The sequence below is a fragment of the Enterobacter sp. MGH 16 genome (assembly GCF_000493175.1).
GTDB classification, from domain to species: Bacteria; Pseudomonadota; Gammaproteobacteria; order Enterobacterales; family Enterobacteriaceae; genus Enterobacter; species Enterobacter roggenkampii.
Map to the genome: position 1 here is coordinate 365,709 of NZ_KI535695.1, position 21,107 is coordinate 386,815.

A 21,107-nucleotide genomic window follows, 5' to 3' on the forward strand; every position below is an offset into this window, starting at 1 on the left:
GATTGCCCAAACTGAAAACCGGTGCTGTAATCAAACCGCTGTTACGGCCTGAAATAAGGTATGTAGAGCGCAACGCAACGCCAGCCCAGGCTGGCACTGAAAGTTCCTGTGGAAAGTTCAGGTATCAGGGCCGCCCACCAGGGCGGCCTTTTTACGTTCAGGCTTTCCGTTAGTTCCGTTCACAAGGTTGTCTTGTTGGTGTTGTAAGGTTTGGCTGATTGATTTGATAAAGCATACGCATTAGCCCCGATGGATAAAGTTGGTTACCTTACATCTCAACGAAAACACGGAGGAAGTACAGATGTCTTTGATTAACACTAAAATTAAACCTTTCAAAAACCAGGCGTTCAAAAACGGTGAGTTCATCGAAGTAACCGAGAAAGATACCGAAGGTCGCTGGAGCGTCTTCTTCTTCTATCCGGCTGACTTCACCTTCGTTTGCCCGACCGAACTGGGCGACGTGGCTGACCATTACGACGAACTGCAGAAGCTGGGCGTAGACGTTTACTCTGTGTCTACCGATACCCACTTCACCCACAAAGCATGGCACAGCAGCTCTGAAACCATCGCCAAAATCAAATACGCGATGATCGGTGACCCGACTGGCGCCCTGACCCGTAACTTCGACAACATGCGTGAAGATGAAGGCCTGGCTGACCGTGCGACCTTCGTTGTTGACCCGCAGGGCATTATCCAGGCTATCGAAGTTACCGCTGAAGGTATCGGCCGTGATGCGTCTGACCTGCTGCGTAAAGTAAAAGCAGCGCAGTATGTCGCTTCTCACCCAGGCGAAGTGTGCCCGGCTAAATGGAAAGAAGGCGAAGCAACGCTGGCGCCATCTTTAGACCTGGTCGGCAAGATCTAAGTCTGTAAAGCCTGGCGGCGCTGCGCTTGCACAGGCCTACAGTATCGTAGGCCGGGTAAACGACGTGCCACCCGGCAATCAATGGGCGCACCCGCGCCCATTTCATTCCAGCACCATGATGCAAGTTGCATTCAGGCCGCCCGTATAAGGCAGCTTGCATGATGACGTTTTAAGAGAGGGAAGAACCATGCTCGACACCACGATGAAAACCCAGCTCAAGGCCTACCTTGAGAAACTGACCAAACCCGTTGAGCTGATTGCCACGCTGGACGACAGCGCGAAATCGGCAGAGATCAAGGAACTGCTGGCAGAGATCGCTGAACTGTCACCAAAAGTGACCTTCAAAGAGGATAACTCGCTTAACGTCCGTAAGCCGTCTTTCCTGATCACTAACCCAGGCTCTGAGCTGGGGCCGCGTTTTGCCGGCTCGCCGCTGGGGCATGAATTTACCTCGCTGGTGCTGGCGCTGCTGTGGACCGGCGGTCATCCGTCGAAAGAGGCGCAGGCGCTGCTGGAGCAGATCCGCGATATCGACGGTGATTTTGAGTTTGAAACCTACTACTCGCTCTCCTGCCACAACTGTCCTGACGTGGTGCAGGCGCTGAACCTGATGTCGGTCCTCAACCCGCGCATCAAACACACGGCAATTGATGGCGGTACCTTCCAGAATGAAATCACCGATCGCAACGTGATGGGCGTTCCGGCGGTGTATCTGAACGGTCAGGAATTCGGCCAGGGCCGTATGACGCTGACGGAAATCGTCGCCAAAGTGGATACCGGTGCCGAAAAACGTGCCGCAGAAGCGCTGAACAAACGCGAGGCTTACGACGTGCTGATTGTCGGTTCCGGCCCTGCGGGTGCGGCGGCGGCAGTGTACTCCGCGCGTAAAGGGATCCGTACCGGCCTGATGGGCGAACGCTTCGGTGGCCAGGTACTGGATACCGTGGACATTGAAAACTATATCTCCGTGCCGAAAACCGAAGGCCAGAAGCTGGCCGGTGCGCTGAAGGCGCACGTCAGCGATTACGACGTGGATGTGATCGACAGCCAGAGCGCCAGCAGGCTGGTACCTGCTGCGGTTGAGGGTGGTTTACACCAGATTGAAACTGCCTCCGGCGCGGTGCTGAAAGCGCGCAGCATCATCATTGCCACCGGCGCGAAATGGCGCAACATGAACGTGCCGGGCGAAGATCAGTATCGCACCAAAGGCGTGACCTACTGCCCGCACTGCGACGGCCCGCTGTTTAAAGGTAAGCGCGTGGCGGTGATCGGCGGCGGAAACTCCGGCGTGGAAGCGGCGATCGACCTGGCGGGGATTGTTGAACACGTAACCCTGCTGGAGTTCGCGCCAGACATGAAGGCCGACCAGGTTCTGCAGGATAAAGTGCGCAGCCTGAAAAACGTCGACATCATACTGAACGCGCAGACCACGGAAGTGAAGGGCGACGGCAGCAAGGTCACCGGTCTGGAATACCGCGACCGCGTGAGCGGCGACGTGCACAGCGTGCAGCTTTCAGGGATCTTCGTGCAGATTGGTCTGCTGCCAAATACCACCTGGCTGGAAGGGGCGATTGAGCGCAACCGCATGGGCGAAATCATCATTGATGCGAAGTGTGAAACCAGCGTGAAGGGCGTGTTTGCGGCGGGCGACTGCACCACCGTGCCGTACAAACAGATCATTATCGCCACGGGTGAAGGGGCGAAGGCGTCTCTGAGCGCGTTTGACTACCTGATCCGCACCAAAACCGCATAAGAAAAGAAAGTAAGGCTACACCTGCAATAGCGAGAGGCCACCGAAAGGTGGCCTCTTTTTTTTATCTAACGACCATCACCGGTATATGGGTGTGGCGGATGACGCTGGAGGCGTTAGAGCCCAGCAGATGCGTGGTAATGGACGGGTTACGCGAACCGATAACCACCACGTCTGCCTTCAGTTCGGTCGCCAGCTCATTGACCGCATCGCGTACGCTGCCGAATCTGACGTGTGTTTTGATCCGTGAAGGGTCGATGCTGAAGTGGCTGACCATGGTTTGCAGGCGATTTTCCGCCTCGTGCTGCAAATGTTCCTCGAAGCGACGCACATCGGCGGCAAAGCGGTGCAGGCTCAGGCTGGCGGAGCCTGGCAGCACGTGTAGCAGATGGATGACACCGTCCTGCTGCGCCAGAAACTCCGCGTGGCGTACGGCCTTGTCGCTCAGCTCCATTTCAAAAACATCAACCGGCATAATGATTCTCTGATACATACCCGTTTCTCCTTGTTTATAAACGCTGTACTCATTCAACCACAAAATAGTCATGGTTTCTGTAAGCGCTCCGTCAGTTTTCTTATCTTGCCAGGATAAATCTCAAAAGACCCGTATTCACAGGCAGACCTTCAGGGGTAGCTACCCTTATACACTTACCCGGAACCTTTCGGAGGTCGCATGAAAGCACTTACGTATCACGGTCCACACCATGTTCGCGTCGAGAATGTCCCCGACCCCATCATCGAACAGCCCGACGATATTATTCTGCGCGTCACGGCCACGGCTATCTGCGGCTCCGATTTGCATCTCTACCGCGGAAAGATCCCAAAGGTGCAGCACGGCGATATTTTTGGCCATGAGTTTATGGGGGAAATCGTCGAGTGCGGCGCAGAGGTGAAGAATTTGCAAAAGGGCGATCGCGTGGTAATCCCCTTTGTTATCGCCTGCGGGGACTGTTTCTTCTGTCGCCTCCAGCAGTACGCGGCCTGTGAGAATACCAACGCCGGGCAGGGTGCTGCACTGAACAAAAAGCAAATTCCCGCGCCTGCGGCGCTGTTTGGCTACAGCCACCTCTACGGCGGCGTGCCGGGCGGGCAGGCGGAATACGTTCGCGTGCCGAAGGGTAACGTCGGGCCGTTTAAAGTCCCGCAGCTTCTTTCTGATGATAAAGCGCTGTTCCTGTCCGACATTTTACCCACGGCCTGGCAGGCGGCGAAAAATGCGCAGATTGAAAAAGGCTCAAGCGTAGCCGTTTTCGGCGCCGGGCCGGTGGGACTACTGACCATTGCCTGTGCGCGGCTGCTGGGGGCTGAGCAGATCTTTGTTATCGATCACCATCCCTACCGGTTGCGATTTGCCGAGGCGCGCTATGGCGCTATCCCCATCAACTTCGATGATGACAACGACGCGGCGGAAAAAATCATCCAGCAGACCGCGGGCCAGCGCGGCGTTGACGCCGTGATTGATGCAGTCGGGTTTGAAGCGAAAGGCAGCACCACGGAAACGATCCTCAGCAATCTTAAAATCGAAGGCAGCAGCGGCAAAGCGTTGCGTCAGTGCATTGCTGCCGTGCGTCGCGGCGGGGTGGTCAGCGTACCCGGCGTATACGCAGGGTTTATCCATGGCTTCCTGTTTGGCGATGCCTTTGATAAGGGGCTGACGTTTAAGATGGGCCAGACGCACGTCCATGCCTGGCTGGGTGAACTGTTACCGCTGATCGAAAAAGGGCTGCTTACGCCGGAAGAGATCGTGACCCATTATCTCCCCCTTGCGGATGCGGAACGCGCCTATAAGATTTTCGAAAAACGGGAGGAGGAGTGCCGGAAGGTGATTCTGGTCCCGGGCGCAGAGACCCCCGAAGCCGCAGAGCAGACCGTTAAAGGGCTGGTGAATGCCTTCCCGGGCGGGGTTGCCTGAGAATATTCGCTTACCAGTGGCGTTCAAGATAGAGCACGGCCGTGACGATAATCGCCACAAAAATCAGAAAGATAAGTGTGATAACGCCTATCTCACTCATGACCGTCCCCGCGGCACCAAAACAGGTTAAGCGTGGATTAAGGCCATTTTGCGCGGTATAGGAAAATTGGGTGAATTTGCGGAAAGAGGATGCGGCTGCATCCTCTGTGCAAAGCGGGTAGGCGCTTATTCAGAAGAGATTAACGCAGGTAATCGCCCGCGGCTTCTGGCTGGTAGAGCAGCTCCAGCACTTCCAGATGGGTCGAGGCTCCACCCGGTAATTCCCAGTGGATCGTATCCCCCGTACGCAGTCCCAGCAGTGCGGCACCCACAGGGGCCAGAACAGAAAGCTGTGTGCTGCTGTCGGTCATCTGAGCCGGGTATACCAGCGTACGGGTCAACTCTTCACCGGTGGTCAGGTTGCGGAATTTCACCTGGCTGTTCATGGTGACCACGTCATGCGGCATCGTCTCAGGCGTGCACATCTGTGCCCGGTCGAGCTCCTCATTCAGGGCGTCGGCCACGGGGAGCGAGGCGAACTCCGCTTTTTCCAGCAGCCTGTCGATACGTTCTGCGTCGAGCTCATTGATGATAATGGTAGGTCTGGACATTTTTTACTCCATGTCGTTAATGCTGCGTCTAACGCAGAAACTGATCCAAAAGAAAACCCTCGCCGTCTGGCAGCGAGGGTTTAACTCTCCCGATGATACTGGCTGAGCGCGCAAGTTTGAAGTGATGAAAGTCACATTCATGGACCATATGAATTTTCGCTGAAATTTATTCAGTCTTCATTCCTGGCGGAATACGTTACGCTGAGTGTCCTGAACCCGGGCGTTGCCCATCAACGAGAGAGAATTATGTACTTCTATCAACCGTCTCAGGGGCACGGCCTGCCGCATGACCCGCTGAACGCCATTATTGGTCCACGTCCGATAGGCTGGATCTCCTCTTGCGACAAGGCCGGTCAGCTTAACCTTGCACCGTACAGTTTCTTCAACTGCTTTAACTACCGCCCGCCGATCATCGGCTTTTCCAGCAACGGCTGGAAGGACAGCGTGCGTAATATTACGGAAACCGGGGAATTTGTCTGGAACCTGGCAACGCGCGATCTCGCGCAGGCGATGAATCAAACCTCCGCGATGCTTCCCCACGATCGGGATGAATTTAGCTTTGCCGGGCTCACGCCAGCGGCCAGCCAGCTGGTTAACGCCCCCCGCGTTGCAGAAAGCCCGGTGAATTTTGAGTGTCGACTGTCCCAGTGCATTCAATTGACGGGGGCCGACGGTACGCCGGTGGACACGTGGCTGGTGCTGGGGGAAGTGGTCGGTATCCATATTGCCGAAACGCTGCTGGAAGAGGGGATATACCAGACGGCGAAAGCGCAGCCCATCCTGCGTGCGGGTGGGCCGACGGCATACTATGGCATCAGCGATGAAAACCGGTTTGATATGGTGCGCCCGGGCGCGGATCAGTAACCGGCTTTATCAATCACGAATTGTTTTCCGCAGTTACCCGGATGTGGCTGCGGGGCAAATGAGGCCGCAGAAAGCGGGTTGTTAATGGCGTCAGCCTTCAGCGAAATCTGCATCTCGGTCAGATAAGCCGGATTGCCGTTGCAGGTCAGCTTGAACGCTCTGACGTTCTCCTTGCCCCAGCTTTTGGCTACGGCACTGTCAAAGTCGCTGCGATTGACGGGTTTTCCGTAGTTATTGGCAAGGAATTTACCGACCGCACTGTTTTTAACTTCCTGATTCATCCGCACCATCGTGCCGAAATAGGCATCCGGATCGAAACCAAAGCAGACGCCATGTTTGGCGTATTCGTAGCGTTCCAGGCAGGAATTACCGCCCGCACCCGGCATCACGTCGTTGAGCTTAGCGGCAGCGGAAAGCGACAGTCCGGTTTCGGCGGCATCGCATTTGCGGCTGGCCTTCACTTCCGGCATGTTCGGAATGGGGCGCGTGGCGCAGCCAAAACGCATCCAGCGACGTTCATCCACCCCGCGTGCGGCAATGGATTTCGGCAGGCCGGGCCATAGCCCGTGAACGGTCAGAAAATCGGCTTTATTTTCGCGCTCTTTTTGCAGGCGACATTCGTCAGGTTCATTGCGGTTGCGCTCGACCATGCTCTGGCAAAACCCGGTTTGCCAGGACAGAGCCAGCACATAGCGATCGAAATCGCCATACTGGGTTGCCTTGAGCGGTTCTGCCTGCGTGGAGAAAACACAGAGGGCAAGCGCGATTGCCCCAGACGGGATAACGATATCCTTCCTGAACATATGATTTCCTGATCGAATGAGCGTGATTGATTTCTGGGGGTTATTAAAGCACAAAAAGCGCCCGCAGGCGCTTTCTGGATATCAGGAATTTAGCTTAGGCTGCGCTGGGCACCAGCACTTCCGTGGCGATAATCACGATAATCAGCCCAACCATAACGGGCACTGAGGTGCGTTTTACCACTTCAAATGGCGAGATTTTTGCCATCCCGGCAACGGCGACGACCACGCCCGATACCGGGGAAATGGTACGGCCCAGGTTTGACGCCTGCAGCATAGGAATGGAGAGATAGGCCGGGTTAATACCGGAGGAGTGGGCCAGTTTCGGGATCATCTCCACGAAAGCGTAGAAAGGCGCATTGCCGGAACCGGTGGTCATGGCCGCCAGCATGGTGAGTACCACCAGGACCAGCATCAGGATAATACTGGCCGAGCCGAACGAGGTGGCGATAGAGATCAGGCTCTGGATAAAGCCGATGGTGCTCAGACCCTGAGCAAAAACGCCCGCTGCCACCAGCAGCATCACCACGCCAGCGAAGGCATCCGCCATACCGCGATAGGCGACTTCCAGACCAGAGAACACCTTTTGCGTGTTGAAACCGCGCACAAACTCCAGCACGGCAGCCAGCAGCATGCAGATCACCAGAATGGTGATGATGTGCAGCTGCGGGCCCCATTTGCCGTCAAAAATCAGCACTCCGATAATCGGCGTGAAGGGCAGAATGGCATAAAACGCGGGTGCGGTGGTGGTGATCTCACTCACATCCATCATCTCGTGGCTGATGTTTTCTTTCTTGTCCAGATAGCGCTGCCAGAAGAAATGCGCGATTCCCATTCCCACAATGGCGACAATAGAGATTGGCAGCGTGGTTTTAAAGGCGAAGTCGATGAGCGACATCTCCGCAGCCTTTGCCGCCAGCACAACGTCGCCGGAGGTCGGGGAGAGAATAATGGCTGCCGGAGACGCGCAAATGGCTGCTGCCGCGCCGCGGCTGATACCGACGTTCACCATGACCGGGAACAGCGTGGCCATGAGCAGCACGCCAAGTCCGGTTGCCGACGACACAGCCAGCGACATCAGGCAGGCGAGAAAATAGGCGGCGACCATCAGCAGATAGGGTGAGTTGATGTACTGCAGCGGTTTTGAGGCAAGCTTAACGACCATGTCGTTGGCACCGATATGGGTCATGTAGGCGGCAAAACCGCACAGCATCATGATCATCATACCCAGGTCGCCGCCGCGGCTCATAAGTAATATCTTAATGTATTCAACAATATCAGTGGCGGTGTAACCCGTACTGGTTGCACTGGCAGGTAATACCTGATGTCCCATTATGGCGCTGATAATCAGCAGCGTTAAACCGCCAACAAATAATACGCCCGTGGCCGAATAGCCTTTAATGATGTAGCGTGCGACACCGACAATGACGACGACCCCAATAAGGAGTTCGAATAACGTAAGCATGATTTCCCCTGTATCTCTGCTGCAATGGAGCACAAAAAATCAATAAAAATAAGAAGGATGAAAATGTGCCGAATAAATGGCCTGTTCTTGCTGATTAAAATCAATAAACAGACGACTAGAGAGCAGAACAACCGTGTTTTTGCCATGGCTCTTACATTTACGCCATGAGAGTCTTGACCGTCAGAAATAGCGCAATATGTCCTTACAATGATAACAGATTGTTAATATTTTGTGTAATTCAGCATGTTGCTGATATACAAGGCTAAACAGGTTAAAGGCTCACTCTGAATGTGCTTATTAAAACTTGCGGTCCAGTTTATTGAGAATATTCCCGGAAAAAGGCCTAATAATTAGGAATAACGCTGATGTCGTTAAGCCTTGATTCAACTACTTTATGGTAAACTTTGCCTCGAATACTAAGAATGGTAATTGCATTGTGATCGTACGTAATACATTTTTCTCAATTTTATTGTTTATTTTTGGGCAGTTAACGTTTTCTTCTGTTGCACAGGCAGAGGACAACGCGACGGATAAAGGGTGGTTCTCAACCTTTACGGATAATGTCTCTCAGACCTGGACGGCGCCCGAACATTATGATCTCTATGTTCCGGCAATAACGTGGCATGCGCGTTTTGCTTACGACAAAGAGAAAACCGATAAATATAACGAGCGTCCGTGGGGCGCTGGTTTCGGTCAGTCGCGCTGGGATGATAAGGGAAACTGGCATGGCATCTATCTGATGGCCTTTAAAGACTCCTTTAATAAATGGGAGCCGATTGGGGGCTACGGCTGGGAGAAAACCTGGCGCCCGCTAGCCGACGAGAACTTCCATGTCGGGTTGGGCTATACCGCGGGGGTCACCGCACGTGACAACTGGAACTACATTCCGATCCCGGTGCTGCTGCCGTTGGCCTCTATCGGTTACGGCCCCGCAACGTTCCAGATGACCTACATCCCGGGCACGTACAACAACGGTAACGTTTACTTCGCCTGGATGCGTTTTCAGTTTTAACTGAAAAAACTTTACCTGTTGGTGATAAAACGCGCAGCCGTTGATTCATAAACGATAAAAATCTGCCAGTGAAAATTAACGCGACTTTAGTCACTTTTTATCAAAGATCCGCTGGACAAAAGGTCTCACAATTGATGTACTGGTAACCGACACAGCATTTGTGTCGTTTTTTAATGTAAAGGTAATTTTGATGTCTAAGATTAAAGGTAACGTTAAGTGGTTTAATGAGTCCAAAGGATTCGGTTTCATTACTCCTGAAGATGGCAGCAAAGACGTGTTCGTACACTTCTCTGCAATCCAGTCTAATGGTTTCAAAACTCTGGCTGAAGGTCAGCGTGTAGAGTTCGAAATCACTAACGGTGCCAAAGGCCCTTCTGCTGCTAACGTAATCGCTCTGTAATCCAGACGCGTCAGCAAGAATTTCAAAACCCGCTCACTGAGCGGGTTTTTTTCGTTTTGAATCAGCCAAGCAGATACATTTTCAGGAAGCTGGCCACGATCAGCACGCTTAACAACACCATGCCTGCGCTCATCAGACTCTGTTTCATTCTGTCACCCTCGTTCATTACTGCATCCAGAGTGACAGAGAAAAATTAAGCCAACATTAACGGTTCGGCTGTTAATGCGCGCTTGCGGAAGAAAATAGCCAAAATGCGATCCCCGTCATCGCAAAGGAGCCGAGCATATTGATCGCCATATTCATCAGCGCCCAGCCGATACGGCCTTCCTGAAAGAGAAAAACCGTTTCCGCAGAAAAGGTTGAGAAGGTGGTTAATCCGCCGCAGAATCCGGTGGTAATCAGGACTTTCCACATTGGGTCAATGTGTGTCATTCGGTTAAACCAGGCCAGCCCCATGCCAATAATAAAGGCACCTATCAGGTTTGCTGCCAGCGTCCCCATGGGAATCGCCTGATGCAGGGGGTTAAACCGCATACTGAGAAACCATCGCGCAACGCTACCCGTTCCCCCACCAATAAAAACGGCTAAAAGTAGTTGTAACACGCTAAATACCTGCTATTTGATGTGTAAGAGAAGCGAGTTTAACGCCGTTTATGATGAGGGGACAAATATGTATGTTGCGGTAGGGCAATTTGCGGTCACGCCTGACTGGCAGGCTAACGCGATAAAATGCGTCAATCTGATGATGCAGGCCCAACAGAAAGGCGCGTCGCTGCTGGTGCTTCCTGAGGCGCTGCTGGCCAGGGATGATAATGACCCGGATTTATCCGTGAAGTCCGCGCAGCCGCTGGACGGTGAATTTTTACAGCAATTGCTCGCCCAGAGCGTGGTCAATACGATGACGACGATCTTAACAGTCCATGTTCCCTCTACGCCGGGTCGGGCGGTGAATACGCTGGTGGCGATTCGCGGCGGAGCCATAGTCGCACGTTACGCCAAGCTCCATCTTTATGATGCCTTCAGCATTCAGGAATCACGGCGCGTCGACCCAGGAGACCGTGTTCCGCCGCTGCTGGAGATTGACGGATTGAAGGTTGGGCTGATGACCTGCTATGACCTGCGTTTTCCGGAGCTGGCACTCCATCTGGCGCTACAGGGGGCGGACGTGCTGGTTCTGCCTGCCGCGTGGGTTAAAGGGCCGTTAAAAGAACATCACTGGGCAACGCTGCTGGCGGCACGCGCGCTGGATACCACCTGCTATGTCGTTGCTGCAGGAGAATGCGGAACGAAGAACATCGGGCAAAGCAGGGTGGTCGATCCGCTGGGTGTGACGATTGCCGCCGCAGCGGAAGCCCCGGATTTGCTGGTGGCAGAGATAAACATAGACAGAATTGCGCTTGCACGTCAGCAATTACCTGTTCTTCGCAATCGTCGGTTTGCGCCACCGCAATTATTGTGATGTTTTTTTCAACAATGCTTGATTCACCTTGTTACAGATTGCTATTGTGTGCACGCGCTAAATGACCGTTAATACAGTCAGGTTTTGGCGCTGAATGCAGCCTGTTTTAAGTAAAGAAGGTATCTATGGGTGAGATTAGTATTACCAAACTGCTGGTGGTTGCCGCACTGGTCGTCCTGCTGTTTGGTACCAAGAAGTTACGCACGCTGGGTGGTGACCTGGGGGCTGCCATCAAAGGCTTTAAGAAAGCAATGAACGACGATGATACAGCCGCGAAGAAAAGCGCTGAGGATGACGTCCCGGCAGACAAGCTTTCTCACAAAGAGTGACGGCAACGCCTGAGGGCTTGCGAAAAAAAACCGGCTCATGAGGCCGGTTTTTTTGTATTACTGTAAATGAATATTACAGCATTATTTAACTTCTTCGCCTTTTGCCTGCATATCTGCATGGTAGGAGGAGCGAACAAACGGGCCGCATGCGGCGTGAGTAAAGCCCATCGCCAGCGCTTCGGCCTTCATTTCATCAAACTCGTCCGGGCTCACGTAGCGCTGTACCGGCAGGTGGTGACGGCTTGGCTGCAGATACTGGCCCAGAGTCAGCATGGTTACACCGTGGCGGCGAAGATCGCGCATCACCTCGATGATTTCATCGTTAGTTTCACCCAGACCTACCATCAGACCTGACTTGGTCGGAATATGCGGATGCGCTTCTTTGAAGCGTTCCAGCAGTTTCAGAGACCAGTTATAGTCAGCGCCCGGGCGGACCTGACGATAGAGACGCGGTACGTTTTCCAGGTTGTGGTTAAATACATCTGGCGGCGTCGCGGTCAGGATATCCAGCGCGCGGTCCATACGGCCGCGGAAGTCTGGCACCAGCGTCTCGATTTTGATGTTTGGGCTTTTCTCGCGAATGGCCGTAATACAGTCAGCGAAGTGCTGCGCTCCGCCGTCGCGCAGATCGTCACGGTCAACGGACGTGATAACCACGTAACGCAGCGCCATGTCGGCGATGGTCTGCGCCAGCTTCTGGGGTTCGTTAGCATCAGGTGCGACCGGACGGCCATGAGCAACATCGCAGAACGGGCAGCGGCGGGTACAGATAGCACCCAGAATCATAAACGTCGCGGTACCGTGATTGAAACATTCAGCAAGGTTCGGACAAGAGGCTTCTTCACAAACGGAGTGAAGGCCATTCTTGCGCATCGCCGCTTTGATCCCCTGGATACGCGAAGAGTCGGCCGGAAGTTTGATTTTCATCCATTCCGGTTTTCTTAACAGCGCCTCGCGCTCTGTAGCCACGTTTTTAACCGGGATAAGGGCCATTTTATCGGCATCGCGGTATTTAACACCGCGTTCCATCACAATGGGTTTACTCATAGCGTGCGTGTTCCAGTTGCGAATATCGAAGGAAAGCGTTTCAATTCAAGGGAATGTTGTATTTATCAACTATTTTTGAACGAACGACAGGCAGTATATCATTGAAACGGTCGTTAAAGCAGCCTGCCAGATCGCCAATTTGTAAAATAGTTGTTGTTTTGTGCCTTTTGCCCTGCCTGCCGCAGGGGCTTATGCTGGCTCAATCTGTCAGAAGGCCTGACGGATAATGCGGATGACGTTTTCCAGAACCGGATCGCGCAAGCTCAGCTTGTTGTAATGCAGTGAAATTTCAATAGATTCCGCATTAAGCTGGCTGAGGGGGATACTGTCCAGCGGCCAGCATTTCCGGAGCAGGCTGTACAGGCGCGATGGCATGATGCACAGCATATCGCTGCTGCCTATCAGGGATGCGGTGGTGAACATATTGTAACTGCTGAAGCTGATCTGACGTTCCGGGAAAATTTCATCAATACGCTGACGAAGGCCATGGTTGGACTGCCCTTCGGTCATGAAAGACGAGTGGTCGTAGTTGCGCAGGTTTTCGATGGTCAGCGGCTCGCTGAGGGCAGGATGCTGCTGACGGCAAACCAGTACCAGGTTATCCGCATAGAGCACATTTTGCCCCAGCGCTCTGGCACTGAAGCTGCCGCTTTCAATAATCAGGTCCGTCTGGAACTGGGCAAGCTGAACGTCAGGCTCATGGAGAGGCACATTGCGAAGCAGGAGCTGCGGAGCATGCTCTTTTACGGCCTGGAAGATCGCAGGCATGACCAGCACACCCACCGAAGGGGAACAGCCGATGGTGATGGTTCTCTGCTTATCGTAGCTCCCGGTTAAATCCAGCGCGCCCAGAATCGACTCCAGCCCCTGGCTGATGTACTCATGAAGATGCGTGGCGTAGGCCGTCGGCGTTACCCCCTGGCCCTTACGGATAAATAACGGGTCAGGAAATATAGCGCGTAGCTTTTGGATGGACTGGCTAATTGCTGATGGCGTGAGATTAAGAATTTTCGCAGCGTTAACGATACCCTTATGGACATATACTGCCTCAAAAATAGTCAGTAAATTGAGATCAATATTACGTAAAGTCCGAAAAATTTGCGGCTTGTCTTCGCCACCAGGTTCATTCAGTCGTTTGGCTGGTAAATTATTATACTCCACGCTTTCACTCCGTATACATTCACAATATGAATGATAGTTGAATTTATTTATTATGCTTGTAGAGATTCGTAAAGTGTTGGTTTTGTTTCATTTGTTTATCAAAAGCAAACACTTGTGTGATAATTGCTCACGTTACTTATGCCGTGTTTGCCGTGCATGCTGGAGGCTAAATAATATGTAGCGGTAATATTCGGGCGCTTCGAAAATATAGAATCTATGGATTATTGTAAAGTGCAAAAACGGTAAATAGACAGTGGCCCGTCAAATTAGCGAGCCCTGTTGTACGATATATTAAGCAGGGATATATTCGTGCGGGGGATTGTTAAGTAGTGCTAACACGTTTTTTAACAGCACGGGACGAATCGTGTCTGGCGTAGCGGTTTCTACCCACTGGCGCATTTGCGTCATTTCCATGCCGGCGTAGCCGCAGGGGTTTATGCGCTGGAAAGGCGCGAGATCCATATTAATATTCAAGGCCAGGCCATGGAATGAGCAGCCTTTACGAATACGCAGCCCCAGAGAGCAAATCTTCATTTCCCCAACGTAGACCCCAGGCGCATCGGCCCGCGGATGCGCGTCAATCCCGTATTCCGCCAGCGTATTGACGACTGTCTGTTCCAGTAAGGTAACCAGTTCACGCACGCCGAGCTTTCTGCGCTTCAGATTGAGCAGGACGTACATTACCTGCTGCCCGGGACCATGGTACGTGACCTGACCGCCGCGATCGCTCTGGATAACCGGAATATCGCCCGTCATTAATAAATGTTCTGCTTTTCCCGCCTGACCCTGCGTAAAGACCGGCAGGTGTTCGACCAGCCAGATCTCATCGGGGGTAGTGTCATCGCGTGAATCGGTGAAGTCATGCATAGCCTGGGAGACAGGCTCGTAAGGTTGCAGCCCGAGGTGACGGACCAGAATTTTATCCTGATACAAAACTGCGTCTCCGAAGACGAGGGACAAAAGGTATGCGGGAGTATATCACAGCGGGGAGAGGGGTTACCCGGCAAACCGGGTAACCGCAAAGGGACTACAGCACCATACGAACGATTTCGATATTGCCGAGCTCTTCGTACAGCGTCTCAACCTGCTCAATGTGTGTCGCAGTGATGGTAATAGAAACCGAGTGGTAGTTGCCCTTGCTGCTTGGTTTTACTGACGGAGAGTAGTCACCCGGCGCATGGCGCTGTACCACTTCAACCACCTGATCAACCAGCTCAGGTTTCGCCAGACCCATTACTTTGTAGGTAAATGGGGTAGGGAATTCAAGCAGTTCGTTAAGTTTGGTTTTCATGTCAGCTCCGGCGTAACGTCAAAAAATAATAACTCCCACGTCAGGTGGGAGTTATCAGGATACTTAGTATATGGGGATCAAAATCACACTTTCAAGTGTTCGATTTTTAACCAAACCAGTGGTGGAACATCAATTTAATATAATCAATGATTTTGCCGAAGAAATTGCCTTCAGGAATTTCTTGCAGGACCACCAGCGGGCGCTGATCGATCGTTTTGCCATCCAGCTGGAAGTTGATCGTGCCCACGACCTGATTTTTCTGCAGCGGGGCGTGCAGCTCGGTGCTGTTCAGGACGTAGCTGGCTTTCAGATCCTTCATACGACCGCGCGGAATGGTCAGGTAGAGGTCTTTATCAACGCCGAGAGAAGCACGGTCGTTGTCGCCGAACCAGACGGGTTCAGACGCAAACTCTTTGCCTGCTTTCAGTGGATTCACGGTTTCGAAGAAACGGAAGCCCCAGGTCAGCAGCTTCTTGCTTTCTGTCTCACGGCCTTTAAAGGTACGGCCACCCATCACGGCAGAGATCAGACGCATCTGGCCTTCAGTGGCGGAGGCGACCAGGTTGTAGCCCGCTTTGTCAGTGTGACCCGTTTTGATGCCGTCAACGTTCAGGCTGTTATCCCACAGCAGGCCGTTACGGTTGGTCTGACGAATACCGTTGAAGGTGAACTCTTTCTCTTTATAGATAGAGTACTCATTAGGAACATCGCGGATCAGCGCCTGACCAATCAACGCCATGTCACGTGCCGAGCTGTACTGACCGTCTGCGTCCAGGCCGTGTACGGTCTGGAAATGGCTGTTTTTCAGACCCAGCGCGTTCACGTAGCTGTTCATCAGGCCTACGAAGGCATCCTGGCTACCGGCGGCGAAATCGGCCATCGCTACGCAGGCATCGTTACCCGACTGCAGGTTGATACCGCGAATCAGCTGGGAAACAGGAACCTGCATACCCGGTTTCAGGAACATCAGAGAGGAACCCTTAAAGACCGGGTTCCCGGTTGCCCACGCATCGTTACCGATGGTGACCAGATCCGTTTCTTTGAATTTACCTGCTTTCATCGCCTGGCCGATAACGTAGCTGGTCATCATTTTGGTCAGGCTGGCCGGGTCACGGCGGGCATCGGCATTCTGTTCTGCCAGCACTTTGCCAGAGTTGTAATCGATCAGGATGTAGGATTCCGCGTCGATTTGCGGAACGCCAGGGATCATGGTCTTGATATTCAGGTCATCGGCGTGAGCTGCAGAGAGCGCAGCCGCGCAAAGGGCCGTGGTCAGCGCCATGCGCTGCACAAAACGAGCAGAAAAAGTGGTCTTCATGGTCAGAACTACGACATCCGTGATGGAATTAAAAAAAGTGCCTTACTATAGCAAATGCTATTCAGGCAGGCATCCGACTTTAAGCATGAGTTTGTGAATGTGTTTTACACAAACTGACAATTCGGATACCGCCGGTTAATTATTTCGCAACAGCGATAAATGACTGAAGCTGAGCTTCATTCTGCAGACGCTGCTGCAGGGAGGCTGCCTGCGATTTGCTGCCAAACGGCCCCATCTGAATGCGCCAGACCGCACCGTTCTGCTCAACGCGTCCTGGTACGCCAAACTGCTGGCTCAGACGCTGCTGATACTGTTTAGCCCGGGCCTGATCGCTCACAGCACCGACCTGAACCACATAGCTGCCGCTGGCCGCTGTTGGAGCCGCCACCGCAGCACTTTGCGTGGCCGCGGGCGCCGTTACGGGAGCCGACTGGGTCGCTGGTGCAGCAACGGGAGCGGGGGCTGGAGGAGGCTCACTGCCTTCCAGCACGCCCGAGGCTAAGGTCGTCGGTGCGCCAAGAAAGCCGCTACTCTTTACCGGTGCGCCCGTTGAATCGTCGCTTTGCAGCGTGTCGTTGCTGATTGGGCGTATTTCTCCCCCCGGCTGAGCAGGCTCGGCCGGAGAAGAGACGCTGCCCATTCCACCGTCAAGATTGGGGCGGTCGGGCAGGGCATAGGTCTGTTTCGCCACCGTCGTACACGCGGTACCTGGCCCGGAGAGGGAGCCATCCTGCGCCACGATAATCGGGTCAATACGGACTTTGGTGTTGTTCGAGGTATTCAGGCGATCGGCAGACGCGCGCGACAGGGAGATCACCCGGTCATTTCCGTACGGGCCGCGGTCGTTGATACGCACGACGATCATGCGGCCGTTTGCCAGGTTGGTGATACGAGCATAGCTCGGGATCGGCAGCGTCGGATGTGCCGCCGTCAGCTGCATGGGGTCGAACGTCTCTCCGGAGGCCGTCAGGTTACTGCCTGGCTCGGCATCATAAATGGCGGCAAAGCCCGCCTGGCTGAAACGGGAAGGATCCTGAACAATTTTATAGCTTTTGCCGTCGCGCTCGTAATCCTGATTGGCACTAGCATTCAGCGGTTCATAAACGGGATCGGCACCGCTGATTTCTACGATCGGGCCATTACACACCGCAGGCTGCGGCGGCGCGACGGTTGCCTGTTGCTGACCATCATCACTAGTACAGGCCGCAAGTAAACTTGCCGCAATGCAGATCCCCAGCCACTGCTTACGCATTCCGATCCCCTTATTTTTATACGCTTTTTGACAACATTTTTCTGTGGGTATGGATCGACATCACGATACCAAACCCGGCCATCAACACGATCAGTGCCGAGCCTCCGTAACTCACCAGCGGCAGCGGTACGCCTACCACCGGCAGAATACCACTCACCATACCAATATTTACGAAGACATAAACGAATAAAATCAGCATCAACCCGCCAGCCATGACGCGACCAAAGGTCGTTTGCGCGCGTGCTGCAATCCACAATCCCCGCATGATCAGCAGAACGTATAGGGCCAGGAGTATTAAGATGCCCACCAGCCCCAGCTCTTCCGCCAGAACGGCAAAGATAAAGTCGGTGTGGCGTTCCGGTAAAAATTCCAGCTGCGACTGCGTGCCGTGCAGCCAGCCTTTACCGCGCAGGCCGCCGGAGCCAATCGCAATCTTGGACTGAATAATATGATAGCCCGCGCCCAGCGGATCGGTTTCCGGATCGAGCAGCATCATGACGCGCTGGCGCTGGTAATCGTGCATCAGGAAGAACCAGAGAATAGGGATGAACGCCGCAATCAGCACTACCGCGATACCAATCAGGCGCCAGCTCAGGCCCGACAGGAACAGGACAAACAGGCCAGAGAGGGCGATGAGGATAGAGGTACCCAGGTCAGGCTGTGCCGCAACCAGCAGCGTTGGCAGGAAAATCAGCACCAGCGCGATGGCGGTATTCTTCAGAGACGGCGGACAGACGTCGCGGTTGATAAAGCGTGCCACCATCAGTGGAACGGCGATTTTGGCAATCTCCGAGGGCTGGAAGCGGACAATACCCAAATCCAGCCAGCGCTGCGCCCCTTTTGAAATGGCGCCAAACGCATCGACCGCAACCAGCAAAATAATACAGAAGATGTAGAGGTAGGGTGCCCAGCCTTCGTAGACGCGCGGCGGGATCTGCGCCATCACCACCATAATGATCAGGCCCATGGCGATCTGGCCGATTTTGCGCTCCATCATCCCGATGTCCTGGCCGCTGGCGCTCCAGATAACCAGCGCGCTGTAAACCAGCAGAGCCAGCAGGATCAGCAGCATGGCTGGGTCGATGTGGATTTTGTCCCACAGCGATTTTTTATTTGGATTATCCGTCATGATTATTGGTCCTCCGCCGCAGCGGCGGCCGGGTTTTCAGCCGGCAGTTCGGTGTTGTTATCACCCAGCATAATGTGGTCAAGGATCTGGCGCATGATGGTCCCTACTGCAGGCCCGGCACCGCCGTTCTCCAGAATCATCGCCACCGCGACCTGCGGGTTGTCATATGGGGCAAACGCCGTCATCAGCTTGTGGTCACGCAGACGTTCGGCAATGCGGTGCGCGTTATAGGTTTCGTTGGCTTTCAGACCAAAGACCTGCGCAGTACCGGACTTCGCCGCCACTTTGTACGGCGTACCGGCGAAATACTTGTGTGCGGTACCGTTGGGGCGGTTTGCCACGCCGTACATACCGTCTTTCGCGATTTCCCAGAAGCCGGAATGAATGTCACCCACCGGCGCTTCGTGCGGCTGGTTCCACGGCACTTTTTTGCCGTCTTCAACCGTACTCTGCAGCAGGTGAGGCACTTTCACCACGCCGTCATTGATGAGGATCATCATGGCTTTGTTCATCTGAAGCGGCGTTGCCGTCCAGTACCCCTGACCGATACCCACCGGAATGGTGTCGCCCTGATACCACGGTTTTTTAAAGCGCTTCAGCTTCCATTCGCGCGTCGGCATGTTGCCGGAGCGTTCTTCCGCCAGGTCAACGCCGGTGTAGTGTCCGTAGCCGAATTTGCTCATCCATTCTGACAGGCGGTCGATCCCCATGTCATACGCCACCTGATAGAAGAAGGTATCCGCAGACTCCTCCAGCGATTTGGTGACGTTCAGATGACCGTGGCCCCATTTTTTCCAGTCGCGATAGCGCTTTTCTGAACCGGGCAGCTGCCACCAGCCCGGGTCAAACAGGCTGGTATTGCGGTTGATGACGCCAGCACTCAGTGCAGAGACCGCCACGTACGGTTTAACCGTGGATGCCGGCGGGTAAACCCCTTGCGTCGCGCGGTTCACCAGCGGCGTGTTGGGGTCATTCAGCAGACCGGAGTAGTCTTTACTGGAAATGCCGTCAACAAACAGGTTCGGGTCATAGCTTGGCATAGACACCATCGCCAGGATGCCGCCAGTGCGGGGATCGGTGACCACAACGGCTGCGCGGCTGCCCGCCAGCAGGGTTTCAATATACTGCTGTAGCTTAAGGTCGAGGGTCAGATAGACGTCATGCCCCGCCTGAGGCGGCACTTCTTTAAGCTGGCGAATCACGCGGCCACGGTTGTTAACCTCAACCTCTTCATAGCCGGTTTGCCCGTGCAGGACATCTTCGTAGTAGCGTTCAATACCGAGCTTACCGATGTCGTGCGTTGCGGCGTAGTTCGCCAGCTTGCCGTCTTTATCGAGGCGGTCGACGTCTTTGTCGTTAATCTTGGAGACGTAGCCAATCACATGCGTCAGCGCGGAGCCGTAGGGGTAGTAGCGACGCTTGTACCCCTTTACTTCCACGCCGGGGAAACGGTACTGGTTTACCGCAAAGCGGGCCACCTGGACTTCCGTCAGGTTGGTTTTAACCGGGATGGAGGTGAATCGGTGTGAGCGGGCGCGCTCTTTTTTGAAGGCGGCGATATCGTCGTCGTTAAGGTCGACAACGCTTTTCAGCGCTTCCAGCGTATCCTGAACATTATCGACTTTTTCCGGCATCATCTCGATTTGATAGATGGTGCGGTTTAACGCCAGCGGGGTGCCGTTGCGATCGTAAATAATGCCGCGGCTGGGCGCGATAGGCACCAGCTTGATACGGTTTTCGTTGGAACGCGTCTGGTAGTCGGTAAAACGGACAATTTGCAGATTATAAAGGTTGGCGATCAGCACGCCGGTAAGCAGCAAAATCCCGGTGAAGGCGACCAGCGCCCGGCGCACAAACAGCGCGGACTCAGCCGTATAGTCGCGAAAAGAATTCTGTAGTTTCATCCGCTGCTTAATCTACCCTGGTCAGTCATTACTCGCGGTGATAGGGGTGGTTGGTAGTAATGCTCCACGCGCGATACAGGCTTTCTGCCACCAGTACCCGAACGAGCGGGTGGGGAAGCGTCAGCGCGGAGAGGGACCAACTTTGTTCTGCTGCCGCTTTGCAGGCAGGGGATAACCCTTCGGGTCCGCCAATCAACAGACTGACGTCACGGCCATCCTGCTTCCAGCGCTCCAGTTCGTGCGCCAGCTGCGGCGTATCCCAGGGTTTTCCTGGAATATCGAGGGTGACGATGCGGTTTTTGCCAGCGGCAGCCAGCATCAGTTCGCCCTCTTTATCGAGAATACGTTTGATATCGGCGTTCTTGCCGCGCTTACCGGCGGGGATTTCCACCAGTTCGAACGGCATGTCTTTTGGAAAACGACGCAGATATTCAGTAAAACCGGTTTGTACCCAGTCCGGCATTTTGGTGCCGACGGCGACCAGCTGCAACTTCACGCA

The 21,107-nt window shown here is 54.0% G+C and carries 23 protein-coding genes; 8 read left to right on the forward strand and 15 right to left on the reverse strand.

Going from position 1 to position 21,107, the window contains the following annotated elements; genetic code table 11:
• Positions 1-301 precede the first annotated feature (301 nt).
• Positions 302-865 carry an alkyl hydroperoxide reductase subunit C gene (gene ahpC, locus L362_RS20975; protein ID WP_008501015.1) on the forward strand — a complete coding sequence of 188 codons (564 nt, stop codon included), beginning with the start codon at positions 302-304 and terminating at the stop codon, positions 863-865.
• 187 nt (positions 866-1,052) lie between these two features.
• A complete protein-coding gene (gene ahpF, locus L362_RS20970) occupies positions 1,053-2,618 on the forward strand; it encodes an alkyl hydroperoxide reductase subunit F (protein WP_023343579.1) in 1,566 nt (521 codons plus the stop codon).
• 61 nt (positions 2,619-2,679) lie between these two features.
• Here the strand turns inward: ahpF and uspG are convergent, their stop codons facing one another.
• Positions 2,680-3,108, reverse strand: a complete 429-nt coding sequence (uspG, locus tag L362_RS20965; RefSeq protein ID WP_008501017.1) for a universal stress protein UspG — start codon at positions 3,106-3,108, stop codon at positions 2,680-2,682.
• A gap of 180 nt (positions 3,109-3,288) precedes the next feature.
• Between uspG and L362_RS20960 the strand changes: the two genes are divergently transcribed.
• Entirely contained in the window at positions 3,289-4,527 is a 1,239-nt protein-coding gene (locus L362_RS20960) for a zinc-dependent alcohol dehydrogenase (RefSeq protein WP_023343580.1), read from the forward strand.
• Between the two features lie 10 nt (positions 4,528-4,537).
• On the opposite strand, the gene yldA is transcribed toward L362_RS20960, so the two are convergent.
• Both yldA and rnk read right to left on the reverse strand, forming a co-directional pair.
• Positions 4,538-4,627: a small membrane protein YldA gene (gene yldA / locus L362_RS25035; protein WP_008501020.1), complete on the reverse strand. Its 90-nt coding sequence runs from the start codon at positions 4,625-4,627 to the stop codon at positions 4,538-4,540.
• Positions 4,628-4,766: 139 nt separating this feature from the next.
• Positions 4,767-5,177 carry a nucleoside diphosphate kinase regulator gene (rnk, locus tag L362_RS20955; RefSeq protein WP_008501021.1) on the reverse strand — a complete coding sequence of 137 codons (411 nt, stop codon included), beginning with the start codon at positions 5,175-5,177 and terminating at the stop codon, positions 4,767-4,769.
• Between the two features lie 246 nt (positions 5,178-5,423).
• Between rnk and L362_RS20950 the strand changes: the two genes are divergently transcribed.
• Positions 5,424-6,041 carry a flavin reductase family protein gene (locus L362_RS20950; RefSeq protein WP_008501022.1) on the forward strand — a complete coding sequence of 206 codons (618 nt, stop codon included), beginning with the start codon at positions 5,424-5,426 and terminating at the stop codon, positions 6,039-6,041.
• Here the strand turns inward: L362_RS20950 and rna are convergent.
• Together rna and dcuC are read right to left on the reverse strand one after the other, a co-directional pair.
• Positions 6,035-6,844 (reverse strand): ribonuclease I, encoded by an 810-nt coding sequence (gene rna / locus L362_RS20945; RefSeq protein WP_008501023.1) that lies wholly within the window; start codon positions 6,842-6,844, stop codon positions 6,035-6,037. The two genes, L362_RS20950 and rna, sit on opposite strands and share 7 nt — an antisense overlap.
• Positions 6,845-6,938: 94 nt before the next feature.
• The gene (dcuC, locus tag L362_RS20940) at positions 6,939-8,306 is read right to left on the reverse strand and encodes an anaerobic C4-dicarboxylate transporter DcuC (protein WP_023343581.1); all 1,368 of its coding nucleotides are present in this window, start codon (positions 8,304-8,306) and stop codon (positions 6,939-6,941) included.
• Between the two features lie 394 nt (positions 8,307-8,700).
• On the opposite strand from dcuC, the gene pagP reads away from it, so the two are divergent.
• Entirely contained in the window at positions 8,701-9,318 is a 618-nt protein-coding gene (gene pagP / locus L362_RS20935) for a lipid IV(A) palmitoyltransferase PagP (RefSeq protein ID WP_008501026.1), read from the forward strand.
• Between the two features lie 190 nt (positions 9,319-9,508).
• The gene (gene cspE / locus L362_RS20930; protein ID WP_002439184.1) at positions 9,509-9,718 is read left to right on the forward strand and encodes a transcription antiterminator/RNA stability regulator CspE; all 210 of its coding nucleotides are present in this window, start codon (positions 9,509-9,511) and stop codon (positions 9,716-9,718) included.
• A 219-nt stretch (positions 9,719-9,937) separates the two neighbouring features.
• On the opposite strand, the gene crcB is transcribed toward cspE, so the two are convergent.
• Complete coding sequence (gene crcB, locus L362_RS20925) at positions 9,938-10,321, reverse strand: fluoride efflux transporter CrcB (RefSeq protein ID WP_008501029.1); 384 nt, start codon at positions 10,319-10,321, stop codon at positions 9,938-9,940.
• Between the two features lie 67 nt (positions 10,322-10,388).
• On the opposite strand from crcB, the gene L362_RS20920 reads away from it, so the two are divergent.
• On the forward strand, positions 10,389-11,177 hold the full coding sequence (locus tag L362_RS20920; protein WP_023343582.1) for a deaminated glutathione amidase: 789 nt from the start codon (positions 10,389-10,391) through the stop codon (positions 11,175-11,177).
• Between the two features lie 125 nt (positions 11,178-11,302).
• A complete protein-coding gene (gene tatE / locus L362_RS20915) occupies positions 11,303-11,506 on the forward strand; it encodes a twin-arginine translocase subunit TatE (RefSeq protein WP_008501031.1) in 204 nt (67 codons plus the stop codon).
• Between the two features lie 81 nt (positions 11,507-11,587).
• On the opposite strand, the gene lipA is transcribed toward tatE, so the two are convergent.
• The 9 genes from lipA to rlmH all read right to left on the reverse strand — a co-directional run bounded on the left by lipA (position 11,588) and on the right by rlmH (position 21,104).
• On the reverse strand, positions 11,588-12,553 hold the full coding sequence (lipA, locus tag L362_RS20910; protein WP_008501032.1) for a lipoyl synthase: 966 nt from the start codon (positions 12,551-12,553) through the stop codon (positions 11,588-11,590).
• Between the two features lie 207 nt (positions 12,554-12,760).
• Entirely contained in the window at positions 12,761-13,714 is a 954-nt protein-coding gene (locus tag L362_RS20905; protein WP_021242582.1) for a YbeF family transcriptional regulator, read from the reverse strand.
• A gap of 291 nt (positions 13,715-14,005) precedes the next feature.
• Positions 14,006-14,647, reverse strand: a complete 642-nt coding sequence (gene lipB, locus L362_RS20900) for a lipoyl(octanoyl) transferase LipB (RefSeq protein ID WP_008501034.1) — start codon at positions 14,645-14,647, stop codon at positions 14,006-14,008.
• A 94-nt stretch (positions 14,648-14,741) separates the two neighbouring features.
• On the reverse strand, positions 14,742-15,005 hold the full coding sequence (ybeD, locus tag L362_RS20895) for a DUF493 family protein YbeD (protein WP_003858718.1): 264 nt from the start codon (positions 15,003-15,005) through the stop codon (positions 14,742-14,744).
• A gap of 106 nt (positions 15,006-15,111) precedes the next feature.
• On the reverse strand, positions 15,112-16,323 hold the full coding sequence (gene dacA / locus L362_RS20890; RefSeq protein ID WP_008501035.1) for a D-alanyl-D-alanine carboxypeptidase DacA: 1,212 nt from the start codon (positions 16,321-16,323) through the stop codon (positions 15,112-15,114).
• A gap of 139 nt (positions 16,324-16,462) precedes the next feature.
• Entirely contained in the window at positions 16,463-17,575 is a 1,113-nt protein-coding gene (gene rlpA, locus L362_RS20885) for an endolytic peptidoglycan transglycosylase RlpA (RefSeq protein ID WP_023343583.1), read from the reverse strand.
• Positions 17,576-17,591: 16 nt separating this feature from the next.
• Positions 17,592-18,704, reverse strand: coding sequence for a peptidoglycan glycosyltransferase MrdB (gene mrdB, locus L362_RS20880; RefSeq protein ID WP_008501037.1), 1,113 nt, complete (start codon positions 18,702-18,704; stop codon positions 17,592-17,594).
• Between the two features lie 2 nt (positions 18,705-18,706).
• Complete coding sequence (gene mrdA, locus L362_RS20875; protein ID WP_023293034.1) at positions 18,707-20,608, reverse strand: peptidoglycan DD-transpeptidase MrdA; 1,902 nt, start codon at positions 20,606-20,608, stop codon at positions 18,707-18,709.
• 28 nt (positions 20,609-20,636) lie between these two features.
• Positions 20,637-21,104, reverse strand: coding sequence for a 23S rRNA (pseudouridine(1915)-N(3))-methyltransferase RlmH (gene rlmH / locus L362_RS20870; RefSeq protein WP_003858701.1), 468 nt, complete (start codon positions 21,102-21,104; stop codon positions 20,637-20,639).
• Between the last annotated feature and the right edge of the window lie 3 nt (positions 21,105-21,107).

Coding starts and splice junctions, on each gene's coding strand:
- tatE (WP_008501031.1), top strand. CDS start 11,303: ATGGGTGAGATTAGTATTACCAAACTGCTGGTGGTTGCCGCACTGGTC.
- L362_RS20920 (WP_023343582.1), top strand. CDS start 10,389: ATGTATGTTGCGGTAGGGCAATTTGCGGTCACGCCTGACTGGCAGGCT.
- L362_RS20960 (WP_023343580.1), top strand. CDS start 3,289: ATGAAAGCACTTACGTATCACGGTCCACACCATGTTCGCGTCGAGAAT.
- mrdA (WP_023293034.1), bottom strand. CDS start 20,608: ATGAAACTACAGAATTCTTTTCGCGACTATACGGCTGAGTCCGCGCTG.
- pagP (WP_008501026.1), top strand. CDS start 8,701: ATGGTAAACTTTGCCTCGAATACTAAGAATGGTAATTGCATTGTGATC.
- L362_RS20950 (WP_008501022.1), top strand. CDS start 5,424: ATGTACTTCTATCAACCGTCTCAGGGGCACGGCCTGCCGCATGACCCG.
- cspE (WP_002439184.1), top strand. CDS start 9,509: ATGTCTAAGATTAAAGGTAACGTTAAGTGGTTTAATGAGTCCAAAGGA.
- rnk (WP_008501021.1), bottom strand. CDS start 5,177: ATGTCCAGACCTACCATTATCATCAATGAGCTCGACGCAGAACGTATC.
- ahpC (WP_008501015.1), top strand. CDS start 302: ATGTCTTTGATTAACACTAAAATTAAACCTTTCAAAAACCAGGCGTTC.
- mrdB (WP_008501037.1), bottom strand. CDS start 18,704: ATGACGGATAATCCAAATAAAAAATCGCTGTGGGACAAAATCCACATC.
- yldA (WP_008501020.1), bottom strand. CDS start 4,627: ATGAGTGAGATAGGCGTTATCACACTTATCTTTCTGATTTTTGTGGCG.
- ahpF (WP_023343579.1), top strand. CDS start 1,053: ATGCTCGACACCACGATGAAAACCCAGCTCAAGGCCTACCTTGAGAAA.
- ybeD (WP_003858718.1), bottom strand. CDS start 15,005: ATGAAAACCAAACTTAACGAACTGCTTGAATTCCCTACCCCATTTACC.
- uspG (WP_008501017.1), bottom strand. CDS start 3,108: ATGTATCAGAGAATCATTATGCCGGTTGATGTTTTTGAAATGGAGCTG.
- dacA (WP_008501035.1), bottom strand. CDS start 16,323: ATGAAGACCACTTTTTCTGCTCGTTTTGTGCAGCGCATGGCGCTGACC.
- rna (WP_008501023.1), bottom strand. CDS start 6,844: ATGTTCAGGAAGGATATCGTTATCCCGTCTGGGGCAATCGCGCTTGCC.
- rlpA (WP_023343583.1), bottom strand. CDS start 17,575: ATGCGTAAGCAGTGGCTGGGGATCTGCATTGCGGCAAGTTTACTTGCG.
- lipA (WP_008501032.1), bottom strand. CDS start 12,553: ATGAGTAAACCCATTGTGATGGAACGCGGTGTTAAATACCGCGATGCC.
- dcuC (WP_023343581.1), bottom strand. CDS start 8,306: ATGCTTACGTTATTCGAACTCCTTATTGGGGTCGTCGTCATTGTCGGT.